The organism is Clostridium zhoujianii (genome assembly GCF_051590805.1).
GTDB lineage: Bacteria > Bacillota > Clostridia > Clostridiales > Clostridiaceae > Clostridium.
On sequence record NZ_JBPUTF010000001.1, the window covers coordinates 1,246,651 to 1,263,848 of the forward strand.

16 protein-coding genes are annotated in these 17,198 nt (G+C 27.9%); all 16 read left to right on the forward strand.

Annotated elements, in window-relative coordinates:
* The first annotated feature begins 123 nt into the window (after positions 1 to 123).
* Complete coding sequence (locus tag ACSYT2_RS05895; protein WP_438384099.1) at positions 124 to 534, forward strand: peptide deformylase; 411 nt, start codon at positions 124 to 126, stop codon at positions 532 to 534.
* A 910-nt stretch (positions 535 to 1,444) separates the two neighbouring features.
* On the forward strand, positions 1,445 to 1,780 hold the full coding sequence (locus ACSYT2_RS05900) for a rubredoxin-like domain-containing protein (protein ID WP_438384101.1): 336 nt from the start codon (positions 1,445 to 1,447) through the stop codon (positions 1,778 to 1,780).
* 207 nt (positions 1,781 to 1,987) lie between these two features.
* A complete protein-coding gene (locus ACSYT2_RS05905) occupies positions 1,988 to 3,364 on the forward strand; it encodes an MATE family efflux transporter (RefSeq protein WP_438384104.1) in 1,377 nt (458 codons plus the stop codon).
* Positions 3,354 to 4,301: a 1,4-dihydroxy-2-naphthoate polyprenyltransferase gene (locus ACSYT2_RS05910; protein WP_430856265.1), complete on the forward strand. Its 948-nt coding sequence runs from the start codon at positions 3,354 to 3,356 to the stop codon at positions 4,299 to 4,301. The genes ACSYT2_RS05905 and ACSYT2_RS05910 overlap by 11 nt, the downstream gene beginning before the upstream one ends.
* Positions 4,302 to 4,877: 576 nt before the next feature.
* Positions 4,878 to 5,624 (forward strand): ABC transporter ATP-binding protein, encoded by a 747-nt coding sequence (locus ACSYT2_RS05915; RefSeq protein ID WP_430856266.1) that lies wholly within the window; start codon positions 4,878 to 4,880, stop codon positions 5,622 to 5,624.
* A gap of 11 nt (positions 5,625 to 5,635) precedes the next feature.
* Entirely contained in the window at positions 5,636 to 6,754 is a 1,119-nt protein-coding gene (locus ACSYT2_RS05920; RefSeq protein ID WP_438384107.1) for an ABC transporter permease, read from the forward strand.
* Positions 6,751 to 7,854, forward strand: a complete 1,104-nt coding sequence (locus tag ACSYT2_RS05925) for an ABC transporter permease (RefSeq protein WP_438384109.1) — start codon at positions 6,751 to 6,753, stop codon at positions 7,852 to 7,854. The genes ACSYT2_RS05920 and ACSYT2_RS05925 overlap by 4 nt, the downstream gene beginning before the upstream one ends.
* 91 nt (positions 7,855 to 7,945) lie before the next feature.
* Positions 7,946 to 8,248: a hypothetical protein gene (locus ACSYT2_RS05930; protein ID WP_430856269.1), complete on the forward strand. Its 303-nt coding sequence runs from the start codon at positions 7,946 to 7,948 to the stop codon at positions 8,246 to 8,248.
* 193 nt (positions 8,249 to 8,441) lie between these two features.
* On the forward strand, positions 8,442 to 8,666 hold the full coding sequence (locus ACSYT2_RS05935) for a hypothetical protein (RefSeq protein WP_438384111.1): 225 nt from the start codon (positions 8,442 to 8,444) through the stop codon (positions 8,664 to 8,666).
* Positions 8,667 to 9,138: 472 nt separating this feature from the next.
* A complete protein-coding gene (locus tag ACSYT2_RS05940) occupies positions 9,139 to 10,137 on the forward strand; it encodes an ABC transporter substrate-binding protein (RefSeq protein WP_430856271.1) in 999 nt (332 codons plus the stop codon).
* 1 nt (position 10,138) lies between these two features.
* A complete protein-coding gene (locus tag ACSYT2_RS05945; RefSeq protein WP_430856272.1) occupies positions 10,139 to 11,014 on the forward strand; it encodes an ABC transporter permease in 876 nt (291 codons plus the stop codon).
* Positions 11,007 to 11,801, forward strand: a complete 795-nt coding sequence (locus tag ACSYT2_RS05950; RefSeq protein WP_438384114.1) for an ABC transporter ATP-binding protein — start codon at positions 11,007 to 11,009, stop codon at positions 11,799 to 11,801. Before ACSYT2_RS05945 ends, ACSYT2_RS05950 begins: the two co-directional genes overlap by 8 nt.
* A gap of 132 nt (positions 11,802 to 11,933) precedes the next feature.
* Positions 11,934 to 14,306 (forward strand): ABC transporter permease, encoded by a 2,373-nt coding sequence (locus ACSYT2_RS05955; protein ID WP_430856274.1) that lies wholly within the window; start codon positions 11,934 to 11,936, stop codon positions 14,304 to 14,306.
* 13 nt (positions 14,307 to 14,319) lie between these two features.
* On the forward strand, positions 14,320 to 15,081 hold the full coding sequence (locus tag ACSYT2_RS05960) for an ABC transporter ATP-binding protein (protein WP_438384117.1): 762 nt from the start codon (positions 14,320 to 14,322) through the stop codon (positions 15,079 to 15,081).
* 1 nt (position 15,082) lies between these two features.
* Positions 15,083 to 15,763 carry a response regulator transcription factor gene (locus ACSYT2_RS05965; RefSeq protein ID WP_438384119.1) on the forward strand — a complete coding sequence of 227 codons (681 nt, stop codon included), beginning with the start codon at positions 15,083 to 15,085 and terminating at the stop codon, positions 15,761 to 15,763.
* Positions 15,750 to 17,021, forward strand: a complete 1,272-nt coding sequence (locus tag ACSYT2_RS05970) for a sensor histidine kinase (RefSeq protein ID WP_438384120.1) — start codon at positions 15,750 to 15,752, stop codon at positions 17,019 to 17,021. The genes ACSYT2_RS05965 and ACSYT2_RS05970 overlap by 14 nt, the downstream gene beginning before the upstream one ends.
* Positions 17,022 to 17,198 lie beyond the last annotated feature (177 nt).

Below are 17,198 nucleotides of genomic sequence, written 5' to 3' on the forward strand. Positions count from 1 at the left end.
AAAGTGGTTATTTTTAGACGGATATGATGAAGTATTAAAGTAAAAATAAATTTTTAGTAAGTTTATTTAAGATTAATAAAGCTATGAGTTTTAGATAAAGAAACTAGAAAGGTTGGATTAATTATGATAAGACCAGTTGTAAAAGATATAGTATTCTTAGGACAGAAATCAGAACCTGCAACTAAAGATGATTTGGAAGTTATTAATGATTTAGTAGATACATTAAGGGCAAATTTAGAGTATTGTGTTGGTCTGGCTGCTAATATGATAGGAGTTAGAAAATGTATACTGGTATTTAGTGTAGGTAATATTATTATACCTATGGTGAATCCAATTATATTGAGAAAAGAGAAAGCTTATGAGACAGAAGAGAGCTGTTTATCTTTAACAGGCATTAGAAAAACAACTAGATATGAAACAATTGAAGTAGAATATCTTGATAGAAACTTTAAGAAAGATAAAGAAAGATTTACTGGATTTACTGCACAGATTATTCAACATGAAATAGACCATTTCGAAGGTATAATAATTTAATTATAATGAAATTGATTCTCTTAACAATTCATATAACATAATTAAGAATATTAAGTATATTTATAACCTTATCATTTGCTAGTAAAGGATAAGGTTTATTTTTATATATTCATTCTACCAGAAAGATTTAATAAAATATAAATCAAATATGAAAAAAATTAATGGATTGTAATAAATAGCGTTATTTTATGATAATTAAATAAAATCTGTAAATAGATGTATTAAACTTTAAATCACTATGACTAAATTATCTAGAGAGGGTAATATGAGCGATTGAATATATTAATACAGTAGCCGAAGGAGATGAGTATCGAAATAAACATCCATTTAAACTCCAAGGGTCATATAGAAGTAGTAATAAGATAGCAGAAAAAATTGAATCTATAATGAATGATGATGATTTATTTAGAATAATCCTTGCAAAATATGAAAATGATTCATAAACATTAAATACTTGAGCAGAAGCTAATATATTAAGCAGAAAGAATTATCTGGATTATAAAGGATGAAGAGAAAAGAGGTTTTAAAGAGATAAAAACTATTTATGTTAAAAACAAGCTAATGAAAGGTGATGACAAGTTAGACGAAGGATTATTGGACTAAGTTCTATTACAGATAATTTGGAAATGATTAAGAGGATACTAACAAGGATTACAGGCTATGAAGTAGAAAAATAGATTAATAATTATGAAAATGAAGAATAATATATTTTAAATACTAATAAATATATTAAAGTTAGGGAAACTTAAATATAATCACTATTAGTAATACCAACTATATTGATTTTATTAACTAATAATAATAATTAGTTGACAAAACAAACTACTTATAGTATTATAAATATATAGAAACAAGAGAAAAATTTACAAGATTATAAAAATAAAATATATAGATTAAGGGAGATATGATTATGAAAAAATTATTTAAATGTACAGTATGTGGATATGTATCGGAAGGATTAGAAGCTCCAGAAGTTTGTCCAAAGTGTAATTTAGGAAAAGAAAAGTTTGTTGAACTTAGCAGCGAAGAAGCTGGAAAAATATATGCATCGGATAGAACTAACAGCATTCATGCTGAAATAATTCTATTAGCAGAAAAAATTGCTGAGCTTTCAAAAGAAGGTATAGAAATAAACCTAGATCCAAAGTGTGTAAATGGATTTGAAAAGGCTAAAAATGAAGCTTGGGTTATAAAGCAAAGATGTAAAGCAGAATTAGCAGGACATATGGCTAACGGTAAGTGGTAGAAAACTACATCAAGGTTGGATATTGTAATAAAACAATATCCAGCCTTTTTTTGTTTAAAAACTATTCAAGCTTTTCACATTATTAATTTAAATAAAAAAGATGTAATTATATATTATAACAATGAAAAAATGTTATAATAATGTGAAAATATAGCATCAATGTATAAAAACTAAGTTTCACAAGAAGAATTGACAGGAGGGGATGAAATGCTTAATACTAAGGTAGATTTGTTAAAGGGAAAAATTCTAAGATCACTAATTATCTTTGCAATTCCACTTTTTATATCAAATCTATTTCAGCAGTTATATAATACAGTTGATATTATGATTGTAGGTAATTATTTAGGAGATACCTCATTAGCAGCCATAGGTGCAAGTGCAGCTGTATATGAATTACTAGTAGGATTTGCTTTAGGGACAGGAAACGGTCTTAGTATTGTTACAGCAAGAAGTTATGGAGCTAATGACGAGAATTTAATCAAAAAGTCAGTAGCAGGATCATTAGTTATAGGGGTAGTAATAACATTAATAATTATGATTATTTCGAAAATATTCCTTATGCCACTACTAGAATTATTAAATACACCAAGTAATATTATAGAGGAATCATATTCTTACATTTCTACAGTAACAATGTTTGTTGGAGTTATGTTTTTATATAATCTTTGTGCAGGAATATTAAGAGCAGTTGGAAATAGTATGATGCCCTTATTGTTCCTAATAGTATCATCAGTAATAAATATTATTCTAGATATAGTATTTATTACGGAATTTGGTATGGGAATTAAAGGAGCAGCAGTTGCAACAGTAATATCACAAGGAGTTTCAGGTATACTATGTATAATATATATCTATAAAAAGTGTCCAATCCTTATTCCAAAGAAGGAACATTTCAAATTTGATAAGGAATTATACAAAGAATTATTAGGACAAGGCTTATCTATGGGAATTATGCTTATGATAGTATCTGCAGGAACAGTTATACTACAAACTGCAATTAATAATTTAGGATATCTTATTATTGCAGGACATACAGCAGCCCGTAAGATTAATAGTTTTGCAACGCTACCTATTTCTTCAATATCAATGAGTCTTGCAACCTTTGTTTCACAAAATAAAGGAGCAGATCAAGTAAGGAGAATAAGGGAAGCAGTACGTTATTCAAATATTATATCAATTGTATGGGGAATTATAGCCACTGTTCTTTTATTCTTCTTTGCGCCGATGATTATGAAAGTATTATCTGGCTCAAGTGAACCGACAGTAATTGATAATGGTGTAAAATATTTATTATTCAACTCACCATTTTTTGCAGTGTTAGGGATTTTATTAAACTTAAGAAATGCATTACAAGGAATAGGAGAAAAGTTATTACCTCTTGTTTCCAGTGTAATTGAATTTATAGGTAAGATAGTATTTGTTATAGTCTTTATACCAGGTCTTAAGTATTTTGGAGTAATTATTTCAGAACCAGTTATTTGGTGCTTAATGTGTCTTCAACTTGCATACTCTTTCTATAGAAATCCATATATAAAGAAAGGGAAAGAGAAAAAAGTTGAAGTAGGAGAAATAAATGGGAATTAGTAGCTTTTTAAAGTTAGTGGAGATTCAAACCACAGTTGCAAGTGTTATACCTTATATGTTAGGTACAGTCTTTGCCTTATATAAGTTTAATAACTTTAATGTGATGGAAGGAATATTATTATTTCTTGGTATGTTATTTTTTGATATGACAACTACTGCTATTAATAATTATATTGACTATACTAAGGCTATTAAAAAAGGTGGCTTTGGATATGAGGTACATAATGCAATAGGTAGGGATAACCTAAACCTTAACATAGTTAGATATACAATTGTCACAATGCTACTTATATCCATAGCCTTAGGGTTAATATTATTTTTAAAAACAGATATAACAGTATTTATAATAGGAATTATATGTTTTTCAATTGGAATTTTATATTCATTTGGACCAATTCCTATTTCAAGAACTCCATTTGGAGAAATTTTTTCAGGGATGACACAAGGCTTCTTACTTACATTTTTAGTTGTTTATATTCATGTATATGATCAAGGTATAATTAATTTAGAAATGTCTAAGGAAGTAGTTGAATTATTAGTAAATATAAAATTCTTTGTATCTGTTTTTATCATAAGTCTGCCAGTTATAACAGGAATATTCAATATAATGTTGGCTAATAATATTTGCGACATGGAAGATGATTTAGAAAATAAAAGATATACTTTACCTATATACATAGGCAAAGAAAAAGCTCTACAGGTTTTTAAATTTACATATTATGTTGGATTTATTTCAATAGTTATTGGAGTTGCAACAAGATTACTTCCTTTAGTATCATTATTTGCACTAATAGGATTTATACCTGTAAATAATAATATTAAGGTATTTTTCAAATTACAATCTAAGAAAGATACATTTGTACTAGCAGTAAAGAGTTTTGTAATAGGTAACGTAATATATGTAGGGACTTTGTTGATTGGATATGTACTTATGTAGAATAAAAATAGAAATTATAAAGAAACCAATGATATTTATTAATATCATTGGTTTCTTTATAATTATTTACAAGTATTTAAAAAAATGCAAGTAAAATGTCTTTTCCTTAGTTTGATATAAACTTTCTAATTTCGAAATAATACAGATTTGATCTTTAGTAAGTTCTTTTAATTCATTGAATTTGATTTTTCTTTCTTTAATAACTATTTAATGAAATTAAAGGCTTTTGTTTCGATTAAGGGATTTAGTACTTGTGTTATTTTAACCAGCAATAGATGAAATAATTAACTTAAAAGCTCTGCAGATGTAGTGGATAATGAGAAGTAGTGCTTTTTTCATTTGCATTAAATTTAAGTTTTATAATTTGATATTATAAAATATGGTTTAATATAATACCTAATAATTAATATTAATAAATAGTAAATAAAAGCTAAATGAATATAAAAAGGTATGTAAATGTTTAAATAGGGTGGATTATAGAAATTTAGGTGAAAATAAACTTTGTGGTAATTGGTACAAATAGCAATAATAATATTATAAGGAATAATTGAATAGATCATTAAGGAGGAGCAATTAATGCTAGTTGAAATAAATAAGTTAACAAAAAGTTACAAGGATTTTAAAGCAGTTGATATTGAAGAGTTAGATGTTAAGGAAGGCGAAATATTTGGATTTTTAGGACCTAATGGTGCTGGTAAAACAACAACTATAAGCATATTAAGTGGTTTATATTCTAAATATGACGGGAATGTCAAACTATTCGGGAAAGATATTAAAGAGGATCCTATTTTTATAAAAATGAATATGGGAGTAGTTCCACAGGATTTAGCTCTTATAGGTGATTTAACTGCTGAAGAAAATGTAACTTTCTTTGGTGAATTATATGGCTTAAGAGGTCAAAAACTTAAAGATGCAGTGAAAGAAACTTTAGAGTTCGTTGGATTATGGGATAGAAAAAAAGACTTTCCAGGTAAATTTTCTGGAGGGATGAAAAGAAGATTAAATATAGCTTGTGCTATAGTGCATAAGCCTAAATTAATAATTTTAGATGAGCCAACAGTTGGAATAGACCCTCAGTCAAGAAATAATATACTTGAAACTATAAAAAAATTAAATGAACAAGGATCAACAATAATATATACTTCTCATTACATGGAAGAAGTAGAGGCTATTTGTACAGATGTTTGTATAGTAGATAAAGGAAAGATTATTGCTAGAGGTAGTATTGAGGAATTAAAGGATTTAGTAAGCCATGAAGATGGAAGAAGAGCATCCTTAGAAGAAGTATTTCTTAAGCTAACTGGCAAAAGTCTTAGAGATTAGGGGGTAATAGTATGAACTTCCTAATAATCGCGAAATATAGATTAATTCAATCTTGGAGGGATAAGCAGAGTCTTATATCTATGATGCTTGTACCTATATTTTTAATATTAATACTTGGAAATGCTTTAAAAAGTAATGAAGACTTTACTGCTAGAAATATAGATAAAGTAAATGTTTTATATGTAAATAATGGAACAGGTGAAGGCTCTAAAACCTTCGAAGATTTTATTAATAGAGAAGAGCTAAAAGAAATTATAGAACCTAATAAAATAGATAATATTGAAGAGGGGAAATCCCTTATAGAAAGTAGAAAATACGATGCATTAGTCCTATATGATGAAAGTTTAGAAGGAAAGCTACAGGTTGTTGGTTCAGATTATAATGAATTAGGAGTATCGATAGTTAAAAGTGTTGTAGATACTTATAGTTCATCAGCCAATACCTATGAAGCATTAGCAAAAATTAATGCAAAAGATTTTTCATTTATAAAGCACAATAACTTAAGTGAAGAGACTATTACAGTTTCAGGTAAAAAGCCTTCATCAATAGATTATTATGCAATAACAATGTTAGTGATGATAATTATGTATGGTTCAATATATGGCAATTTTGCTATAGATAAATCCTACTATGGTACAGTAGGAAATAAAATAAAATCTGCTCCAGTAAAGCCTGGATCAATATTTATTGGAGAAGGAATTGGTGTAGTTCTTACAATAATGCTTCAGGTAATAGTACTCTTATTAGTTTCAAACTTTGTATTTGGTGTTAACTTTGGAAATAGTATACCACTTATTCTACTAGTTTCCTTATCACTTTCAGTTCTATCAACATTACTTGGTATGCTTGCATGTATGGTAACTAAGAAAGGTTTAATAGGATTAGCACTATTAAATGTATTGGTTCCTATTTTAACTTTTCTAAGTGGTGGCTTTGTTAAGGTAAACTTTAGTGGAATTATTGGAGGAATAGCTAAGATGACTCCAAATTACTTAGCTACAAATGCTATATTTAAAGATATTTATGGTGGTGCTAATACAGAAGTATATCTAAGTATATTGGGAATTTGGATTATTTCTGCAATATTATTTGTAGGTGCTATGGAAATAGGGAGAAGGGAAAAGATATGACAATATTTAAAACAACGTTAAAAAGGTTATTAAGAGCAAAATTAAATATACTATTCTTAGTAGTACTACCTCTTATATTTATGATAATTGCTTTTTCAGGATCAAATGGCACACCACCATTAAAGGTTACTCTTATAGATAAAGATAGTACTAAGGTTACAGAAAGTATCATTAATGATATAAGCTCAAAAGCTGAAGTGAATTATAATAGTGAGGATACAATACAAGATAATTTAATTAATAATGAAATTGATTATGCAATAGTTATTCCAAACGGCTTTACAGCAGATTTAATTGCAGGTAAAGCTCCTCAACTAAAAGGATTTGAAGCAAAAGAAGGTAATACTTCCATGGCAATCAAATCATCTTTAGATAGTTATATTAACACATTAAAATACTTTGCTAAAAATACTAATGGAAATGAAAAGGAATTTTATAGAGCATTAAACTATTATTTAGAAGGTTCTTATAGTGTATCTTACGAAAGTGTAGATAAAGGTGAAGGGAATAAATCAAAGACATCACAAGCAATGGCATTCATAGTCCTAAACATGCTGTTCTCTGCAACTTCAATAACAAATATTATATTAAAGGATAAGGAGAAGAATGTATTCACTAGATTATTTACTACACCTTTAAGTAGATTTAAATATATAATGCAAAGTTTAATGGCATTTTTAGTAATTACATTTACCCAGATAACTTTATACTTCTTAATGTTTAAATTTATATTTAATTTTAATTTAGGAGAGAGTCCTTTAAGTATTTATTTACTATTTTTGATATTTGGTATATTTACAATTTCACTTGGAGTATTTATTACTACACACTCCAAGGATACAAGACTTTCAGGAACAATAAGTACACTTGTTATTCTACCTTTTGCAATGCTTGGTGGATGTTTCTGGCCAAGGGAAGTAATGCCAAGCTTTTTAAAAAGCATTTCAGAATTTGTTCCTACTACTTGGATAAATACAGCTAATAGTAATGTTTTGTATGGTGGAGGATTAAATGAAGTCACTGGAACAATAGCATTATTACTTGGAATATCAATAATTCTACTTGGACTATCGTCAAATAAACTTAAGAATAGAGTTTAAAAAAATCTTTTGATGAAGGAAAAAAATATGTTAAACTTATAGATAATCCTTACGATATAGGACTAAAATAATTAATAGTGGAGTGAAATGTATGGGAACGTTAGAGAAGAAATTACAGCTAGAAGTTATTAAAAATTGTGAAATAGCTGAAAAAGAATGTGATTGTAAAATGACAAGACTTCTAGAAACAATAGATAGGTTTGGAATAGTTAGAACTGCACAGGAAATTATAAGAAAAGGTAGAACATCAGATTCTTTTAATAAATTGGCAGAAGAAGGACACATTAAATTAACAATGGAAGCGACTATAGTAAAACCCAAATATGCAGAATTATTTACTGACGAAGAAGTAAATTATTGTTATGATTTATTATGCGAAAAAGGTTATTACTAAAAAGAGATAATGTTAGAAAATAGCTAGTAAAGGATATATGAAGCTTACTAGCTATTTTTTGTTGAAAAATATAATAGATAGCAGAATCAAACTGTATTTTATGTATAGAAAACTGTATCTCATACCTAAAGCATTGTGTAGAAATAACCAAGATAATATAATTAATTCATCGAATGAAAGAGAGGTAATGAATATGGGAATCTTTGTTTATATCTTATTTTTATTAATTGGGGTTACATTATATTTTTGTGCAGTATCCTATGGATGTATTTATACTTGCCCAAAGTGTGGAGAAAAGTTTACTGTTAATATAAAGAATCTATTCTTAACAATACATTTCTGCCAAGAGCATTATGTAAAATGTCCTAAATGTGAAAAGAGATCTTTTATTAAAGGAAAAAAAGAAATATTGAAATAGAGAAGAAGATAGAACTTGCTGTATATTTGACAAGAGTTGAAAACCTATGTATAATGATTTTTAACCAGTAAGAAGAAATTTGTAGGAAAGATAATTTTGATTATCCTAGTAGTAATTAGTAGGACAGTAGTTTAGTAGTAGAAATGTTGAAGTGAATTATAAGTGTAGTAAGTAATTGTAGGATAAAGATTAGTAAATCACTTAGCATTTTAGAAGAAAAGTATTAAAACATAAGTAAATATAATTATTTATTTAAAATACAGAAGATTAAGTAGCAGCATGGTAGGACAAGTAGTGGAATAGCTTTAATAGTTAGTTAATTTAGGATTTTATCTCCTCTCCATATAGCTTTGTGGAGGGGAATTTTTATATTTAAAATTATATCTATATTTGTCTACAATAAGTCAATACTACCAAACTCTGTTGTATTATACTATTTACAAATGAAAAACAATATTAGGAGGATGGTAGTATGGTAGTAAAAAAAATAGCTTTATTAAGCTCAATTTTAGTAGGCATGTCTTTATTTTCAGCATGTTCAAATGGGGAAGGAAATTCTATAGCACAAGAAAGTAAGGTGAATATAGGAATATCTCAAATAGCATCTCACCCAGCTTTAGATTTAGCAAGAGAAGGATTTATAGAAGCTTTAAATTCAAATGGCTTTAAAGAAGGAGAAAATCTGAATTTAGAAATACAAAATTCAGAAGGGGATATCTCAACATCACAGATGATAGCTCAAAGTTTTACATCAAGTAACAAGGATTTAATATTTGCAATTGGAACTCCTGCAGCTCAGGCAGCTTTTAATACAACAAATAATATTCCAATAATAACAACTGCAGTAACAGATGCTGTACAAGCTGGTCTTGTAAAATCAAAGGACAAGTCTGGAACAAATGTTGCAGGAACAAGTGATGCAGTACCTTTAGAAAAGCAATTAAAACTTATTAAAGAGCTAGTTAAAGATGTTAAGACAATAGGAGTCATATTTAATACTAGTGAAGTTAATTCAGAAATCCAGGTTAATGAATTAAAAGAATTAGCTAAGAAAAACAACATAGAAGTTATTGCAAAAGGAGTAAGTAGTGTTAGTGATATAAGTCAAACTTTGGACTCCATTTTAGGAGATATTGATGTATTATACACTCCAGCAGATAATTTAGTAGCATCATCAATGGCAATTATAACTAATAAAGCAATAGAAAAGAAAGTACCAATAATGGGAGCAGAAGAGGCTCACGTTAAAGGTGGAGCTTTAATTACAGAAGGAATTAACTACAAAAAATTAGGCTTTGAAGCAGGTCTTATGGCAATTGAAGTCTTAAAGGGTAAGGATATATCAGAATTATCCATAAAATCCTTAGAAGATACAGAACTTGTTATAAATGAAGATACCTTAAAAAGTCTTTCTATAAACATTGACGATGAAATAATGAGTAGAGCTAAGCTTATAAAAGGAGGGGAATAGTATGACCTTCTTTATGGGAACCTTAGAACAGGGCCTTATTTTTGCAATAGGAGCTCTAGGAGTATACATAACATACACAATATTAGATTTTCCAGATCTATCTGTAGATGGAACATTTAGCTTAGGTGCTGCAATTACTGCAGCCCTTATAGTGAAGGGGACTAATCCTTTTATATCACTAGGACTAGCCTTTGCTGGTGGAGCTATTGCTGGTTTAGTTACAGGAATATTACATGTGAAATTTAAAATAACTAATCTTTTATCAGGTATTTTAGTTATGATAGGATTATACTCTATAAACTTAAGAGTAATGGGAAAGGCAAACCTTCCTATGTTCAATAAGGAAAGTATATTTTCTAGTAATTTATCTAAGGCAGTTATCCTAGGATTAATAGTTTTATCAATTAAAATATTAATGGATCTTTTATTTAAAACTAAATTTGGTTTTATTTTAAGAGCTACAGGAGATAATGAAACATTAGTTACATCTCTTGGAGTAAATAAAGGAACAATGAAAATAGCTGGACTTATGATATCGAATGGACTTGTAGCCTTAAGTGGAGCTATAATGGCACAACACCAAGGATTTTCAGATATATCTATGGGGAACGGATTTATAGTTATAGCATTAGCTTCAATAATACTTGGACAATCTGTTTTTAAGAAAAGTAGATTATTAAAAGGTACTACTATTGTTATAATAGGTGCATTTTTCTACAAGTTGAGTGTAGGATTTGCAATAAATTTAGGATTCCCACCAACAGATTTAAAGTTAATAACATCATTAATAGTTGTTGTTGCAATAGTTATGAATAATAATGATTGGATAAACAAACTAAAATTTTCTTTAAATAAGGAGGGAAAACTTAATGCTTAAGATTGAATCGATTAATAAAGGTTTTAATAAGAAAACGGTAAATGAAACTAGTATATTTAATAACTTTAGTTTAGAGATAAATAAAGGAGATTTTATAACTATTGTTGGAAGTAATGGAGCAGGAAAATCTACTCTTTTAAATATAATATCCGGAGATATGAAGTTAGATTCAGGTAAAATAATTTTAGAAGGAAAAGATATAACTAATATAAAGGATCATAAAAGATCTAAATTTATTAGTAGAGTATTTCAAGATCCAACTAAGGGAACATCACCATCTATGACTATTTTAGAAAATTTATCCTTGGCAGATAATAAGGGGAGTAGATTTGGACTTTCTCTAGGAGTTAATAAAAAGAAAATAGAAGAATACAAAATTCAGCTTTCTATATTAAATTTAGGACTTGAAGATAAGCTTAATACAAAGGTAGGAATGCTATCTGGTGGACAAAGGCAAGCTCTTTCTCTACTAATGGCAACATTCAACACTCCAAAGATTTTACTTTTAGATGAGCATACAGCAGCCCTAGATCCAAAAACATCCGAAACTATTATAAATCTTACAAATACCATAGTTAAAGAAAAGAACATTACAGCAATTATGATAACTCATAATTTAACTCACGCTATAAAATTTGGAAATAGGTTAGTTATGATGCATAGAGGAGAAGCAATTCTTGATATAGGAGAATTAGAAAAGAAAAATTTAACTAAAGAGAATCTTGTAGAAGAATTTAATAAAATTACTTTTAAAGAAGAACTTTCAGATAGAGTTATCTTTGCTTAGTATAATAAATTACAATACACTTGCAGTTAAAATGTAAGTGTATTATTTTTTTACAATTTAAGGATTATTTAATAATTGGTATTTTATAATAAGTTTAAAGGTAGAGAATAATTTATGAGAGGGGTAAGATTTATGTTTTTTAGAATATTGAAAAAAGATTTAAAAAGAAAAAAATCAATGAATATAATTTTGTTAATATTCATAATACTAGCAACAACTTTTTTAGCAAGTAGTATAAATAACTTAATTGCAATATCACAGTCTGTAGATTATTTCATGGACAAGGCTAAGACACCAGACTATATGATTGCAGCTTATGATAGGGGAGAAAATAAAGACTTCGATAATTGGATTAATAATTCCCAATATCTAAATTCTTATGAAATTGATAGGGGAACAATACTTTCTAAAGATAGTATTAAAATAAAGGAAGGTGATAAAATTCGAGAGTTTGAACCCTTTGGAGAAAGTATACTCCAATCACAACCAAAGAAGTACGGTAAATTACTTGGTGATAATGGAGAAGAAGTTACTTTGAAATCAGGGGAGATTGCTTTTTCACAGGCTGATAAAAGTAAAAATAATTTAGAAGTTGGAGATAAGGTCATTGTTACTTTAGGAGATATTGAAAAAGAGTTTACTATAAAGACCTTCACCAAAGATCCTATTTTTGGTTCAAGCATGAATGAGATGAAAAAACTTCTTATTAGTGATGACGATAATGAGGTTTTTAAAACCTTTAAGGAAGCAAGTAGAATTAATAATTATTATATAATGTCAGATGATACAGTTGAATTAGATAAAGAATTTAGAGGAATAGATGCTAATACAATAATAAATCTTGACAAGTCTTTTATTAAAACTAGTTTTATTCTGGATATGTTGCCATCTGCTCTTTTAATTATAGTAAGCATTTGTCTTATATTAATAGCATTTCTAATTTTAAGATTCACAATAATTTTTACGCTACAAGATGATTTTAAGGAGATTGGAGTTATGAAAGCTATTGGTCTTAAAGAGTTTGCTATTAAAAAAGTATATTTAATAAAATATCTAGCAATAGCAGTTTTAGGTGTGTTAATTGGCTTAGTAATAAGTTTTCCATTTGGTGATTCATTATTAAAACTATCTTCAGGAAATATTTTGATGAAACCTTCTACTGGAAATATCCTTATTAATATAGGATCTTCCCTATTGATAGTTTTATTAGTTCTTTTATTCTGCTATACATGCACAAGAAAGTTAAATAAATTTTCAGCAATAGATGCAATTAGAAATGGAAGTACAGGTGAGAATTTCAAAGGAAAATCAAGATTAAAACTTAAGAACTATAAAAATATTAAGGTACCTATATTTATGGCTATTAACGATATTTTATGTAATTTTAAAAGGTTTGTAGTTTTAATTTTAACCTTCTGCATTGGAACTATTTTAATTATTGTTCCGTTAAACACTATAAATACTTTAAAGGATGGAAATATAATAAAGGCATTTGGATTGGATTATAGTGATGTATTAATTGAGACTGATGAAATGGATAAATATATAAGTGGAATTAATAAAGAAGAATATATAAAAGATATGGATAGTCTTAGGGAATCTTTTAGAGATAGTGGAATAAATGTGGAAATCCATGGAGAAGTATTATATAGGCTTAAATTTTATGCTGAGGACAAAGATAATATTCTTTCATCTATGGCATTTCAATCTCTAGGAAGTGTAAGTAATAATCACAATGTTCTAGAAGGTAAGATGCCTGAATTAAAAAATGAAGTTGCATTAACTGAAGCTGTAGCTAAAAAGCTGAAGGTTACTATTGGGGAAACAATTAATGTGAAAATGGCTGAGGGTGATAAAGAATTAATTGTAACTGGATTCTTTGAAAGTATGACTAACATGGGTGATTCAGTAAGATTAAGTCCTAAAGCTGAAGTGGATTTTAAAGATATAGCAAGTGTATTTCCTTTTCAAGCTAATTTTGATAGTAGTATAGAGTCACAAGAACTAATTGATAAGTTAAAGGATAAGTATCCAAGCTATACATTTAAAAATTCACATGAATATGTTTCAAGATATATAGGAAGCACCTTAGATCAACTTGATATTATGAAGAATTTGATTGTACTAATAGTAATATTTATTAATGCTTTAATAACAATTTTAATGATGAAAACTTTTATTAATAAAGAAAAAGGTGAAGTAGCAATGCTTAAAAGTATTGGCTTTAGAAATAGTGCAATTAGATTATGGCAAAGTATTAGAATAAGCATAGTTCTTGTAGTTGCAATTATTTTAGGTGTTATATTATCTAAGTACCTTGGTCCTGTAACAGCAGGTCAAGTCTTTGCAATAATGGGTGTTAATAATATTGTGTTTAAGGTAAATGTATTAGAAGTATATATAGTTTATCCAATTATACTACTTATGGTAACTACAATAATTGCTTATCTAAGTGCTGGATCAGTTAAGAAAATAGATTTAAAAGAAATTAATAATATGGAATAAGGTGGGATTAGTGATGAGTTCATTAAAAGTTAGAGATTTATGCAAAACTTATATTATAAATAAAATTCAAAATAATGTTTTAAGAAATGTAAACTTTGAAATTAAAGAGGGGGAAATGGTTGCTATTATGGGACCTAGTGGGTCAGGAAAATCAACTCTTCTTTATGTAGTCAGTGGAATGGACAATTCAACTGCAGGAGAGGTAGATTATTTTGGAAAGAAAATAAGTGATTTTAGTAAAAATGAAATGAGCGATTTAAGATTAGATGAAATGGGATTTATATTTCAGCAAATGCATATGTTAAAAAATCTTTCAATCGATGATAATATAATAATACCAGCATACCAGTCAAAAAAAGGAAATGATAAAAAAGAAATTAATAATAGAGCGAGAGAGATAATGAATAAGCTTGGAATAAGTGAAATTGCAGAAAATAATACAAATGAGGTTTCTGGTGGGCAACTTCAAAGAGCTTGTATTTGCAGAAGTTTAATTAATTCACCAAAGATGATTTTTGCTGATGAGCCTACAGGTGCTTTAAATCAACAAAATTCTAGGGAAGTTATGAAGGAACTTAATAGAATTAATCAAGAGGGTACAACAGTTATGCTTGTAACTCATGATATGAAGGTTGCGGCTAAATGTGACAAAGTAATGTATATAGAAGATGGTTCAATAAAAGGTGAAATTGAGTTAGGAAGATTTTTTAATGAAAATACTTTTAAAGGGAGAGAAAGAAAGGTTAATAATTGGCTAATGGAGATGGGATGGTAATATGGTAGACTTACTTCTGGTAGAGGATAATTTAGAACTTGCAGATTTGATTTGTACTTTTTTAAAAAAAGATGGCTTTAGCATTATAAATGTTGAAACTGGAGAAAAAGCATTAGAATTTCTTGAAAGGGATGTTGCTAAGGTTGTACTTTTAGATATAATGCTTCCTGGTATTGATGGTTTTACAGTATGCTCTAATATTAGAAAAAATCATAATATACCAATTATTATAATGAGTGCAAAGGTTAATAAAGAAGATAAGCTTAATGGTTTTACTCTTGGTGCAGATGATTATATTGAAAAGCCAGTAGATATTGATATTTTAAGTGCAAAGGTTTCAGCCTTAATAAAAAGGAACTATGAACTAAAAGCAGAGCGTAAAATTATAAATTCTGGTGCTATTTCAATTAATAAAGGAGCAAATGAAGTATATATTCATGGAAGCTTATTGAACATGACCTCAAAGGAGTTTGAATTACTGCTTCTACTTGTAGAGAGTCCTGGTAAAACCTTAAGTAAGGATTATCTATTTAATAAAGTTTGGGGTGCAGATAGTTTTAGTGAAAACCAAACACTTACTGTCCATATAAAGATGCTTAGGGATAAGATTGAAGAGGATTCCAAGAATCCCAAAAGAATAATTACGCTATGGGGAGTAGGTTATAAATATGAAGAAATTTGATAAAGTAATCTCAGTTGTTATTCTGGCCTATTTAGTAATTACACTAGGAACACTTGCGTTATTTAAGGGAATAAATAAAAAATCAAGTAGTGAATATAAGGTTGAAATAAATAAAATATATCAAGGCTTAGCAGAGGATTTTTCCTTTGCTGAGCCTGATTTAGATTCTTATGAATTTATAAAATCAGTATCTTTTTTAGAAAATTTAGAGGAGATAAGTAAAGGTGAAATTAGTGAGTTTTATAAAAGCACAAATGGATTAGAGTATGAAATTAAACCTTGGTATGAAGGAGAAGAATTATTAGGTTATTTAAGATTTAACTATGTACGTAATAATTTTGATACTAGTATTTTATTTAGAGTAGAATTTATGTTTTTAATATTTTCAACTATAGTTGTATCAGTTTTATTCTATGTTAGAAATTCAATTATTAAGCCTTTTAATATTTTAAGTAAAATTCCATACGAGTTATCAAAAGGTAATTTTAAGGAAGATATTAAAGAAAATAAAAACAGATATTTTGGTAAATTCCTTTGGGGAATTAATATGCTAAGGGAAAACTTAGATCATCATAAAATAAAAGAACTTAAACTTGAAAAGGAAAAGAAGTTGCTACTTCTTTCTATTTCACATGATATAAAGACGCCATTAAATACAATAAAGCTTTATGCAAAGGCAATAGAAGAAGAAATTTATGACAGTAATGAGAAGAAGATACTAGCTGGAAAACAAATACAAGAAAAATCATTAGAAATAGAAAAATTCGTAAAGGAGATTATAAAGACTTCAAGTGAAGATATCCTTGAAATTGATGTTAAGAATAGTGAATTTTATTTAAAGGATTTAATAGATAAAGTAATAGTAACTTATAAAGAAAAATCTGCTTTGAAAATGACAAATTTCATGGTTGAGGATTATAGTAATAAATTAATCAAAGGAGACTTAGATAGGGCATTTGAGGTAATAGGAAATATAATAGAGAATGCCTTTAAATATGGTGATGGCAAGGAAATAAAAGTATCCTTTTATGAAGAGGATTACTGTCAGCTTATAAAAATATTTAATAGTGGAGCTATAATAAGTGAAAATGAATTTAATCACATTTTTGATAGCTTCTATAGGGGAAGTAATGCAAATGAAAAAGAGGGAAATGGTCTCGGTCTTTACATCTGTAAATATATAATGAAAAAGATGGATGGAGATGTTTTTGCAGAACTGGAGAGGGATGGGATGAGCTTTACATTAGTTTTGAGATAGAGAAGCTAAGTAACTAATTTAATCTATCGTAAATGTAGAAAGTTCTTGTTGTTTAAGGCAAGGACTTTCTATATATTACTTATAAATATTGAGTAATAAATATATTTCAATAAGAGGTTATTAAAGAAAAAACCTTTTGGGTAAATTGTATGTCTAATATATATAGGTACCTAAATG

Excerpts from the sequence above, each read along its gene's own strand:
- ACSYT2_RS05895 (WP_438384099.1), top strand. The coding sequence starts at position 124 with ATGATAAGACCAGTTGTAAAAGATATAGTATTCTTAGGACAGAAATCA.
- ACSYT2_RS05900 (WP_438384101.1), top strand. The coding sequence starts at position 1,445 with ATGAAAAAATTATTTAAATGTACAGTATGTGGATATGTATCGGAAGGA.
- ACSYT2_RS05905 (WP_438384104.1), top strand. The coding sequence starts at position 1,988 with ATGCTTAATACTAAGGTAGATTTGTTAAAGGGAAAAATTCTAAGATCA.
- ACSYT2_RS05910 (WP_430856265.1), top strand. The coding sequence starts at position 3,354 with ATGGGAATTAGTAGCTTTTTAAAGTTAGTGGAGATTCAAACCACAGTT.
- ACSYT2_RS05915 (WP_430856266.1), top strand. The coding sequence starts at position 4,878 with ATGCTAGTTGAAATAAATAAGTTAACAAAAAGTTACAAGGATTTTAAA.
- ACSYT2_RS05920 (WP_438384107.1), top strand. The coding sequence starts at position 5,636 with ATGAACTTCCTAATAATCGCGAAATATAGATTAATTCAATCTTGGAGG.
- ACSYT2_RS05925 (WP_438384109.1), top strand. The coding sequence starts at position 6,751 with ATGACAATATTTAAAACAACGTTAAAAAGGTTATTAAGAGCAAAATTA.
- ACSYT2_RS05930 (WP_430856269.1), top strand. The coding sequence starts at position 7,946 with ATGGGAACGTTAGAGAAGAAATTACAGCTAGAAGTTATTAAAAATTGT.
- ACSYT2_RS05935 (WP_438384111.1), top strand. The coding sequence starts at position 8,442 with ATGGGAATCTTTGTTTATATCTTATTTTTATTAATTGGGGTTACATTA.
- ACSYT2_RS05940 (WP_430856271.1), top strand. The coding sequence starts at position 9,139 with ATGGTAGTAAAAAAAATAGCTTTATTAAGCTCAATTTTAGTAGGCATG.
- ACSYT2_RS05945 (WP_430856272.1), top strand. The coding sequence starts at position 10,139 with ATGACCTTCTTTATGGGAACCTTAGAACAGGGCCTTATTTTTGCAATA.
- ACSYT2_RS05950 (WP_438384114.1), top strand. The coding sequence starts at position 11,007 with ATGCTTAAGATTGAATCGATTAATAAAGGTTTTAATAAGAAAACGGTA.
- ACSYT2_RS05955 (WP_430856274.1), top strand. The coding sequence starts at position 11,934 with ATGTTTTTTAGAATATTGAAAAAAGATTTAAAAAGAAAAAAATCAATG.
- ACSYT2_RS05960 (WP_438384117.1), top strand. The coding sequence starts at position 14,320 with ATGAGTTCATTAAAAGTTAGAGATTTATGCAAAACTTATATTATAAAT.
- ACSYT2_RS05965 (WP_438384119.1), top strand. The coding sequence starts at position 15,083 with ATGGTAGACTTACTTCTGGTAGAGGATAATTTAGAACTTGCAGATTTG.
- ACSYT2_RS05970 (WP_438384120.1), top strand. The coding sequence starts at position 15,750 with ATGAAGAAATTTGATAAAGTAATCTCAGTTGTTATTCTGGCCTATTTA.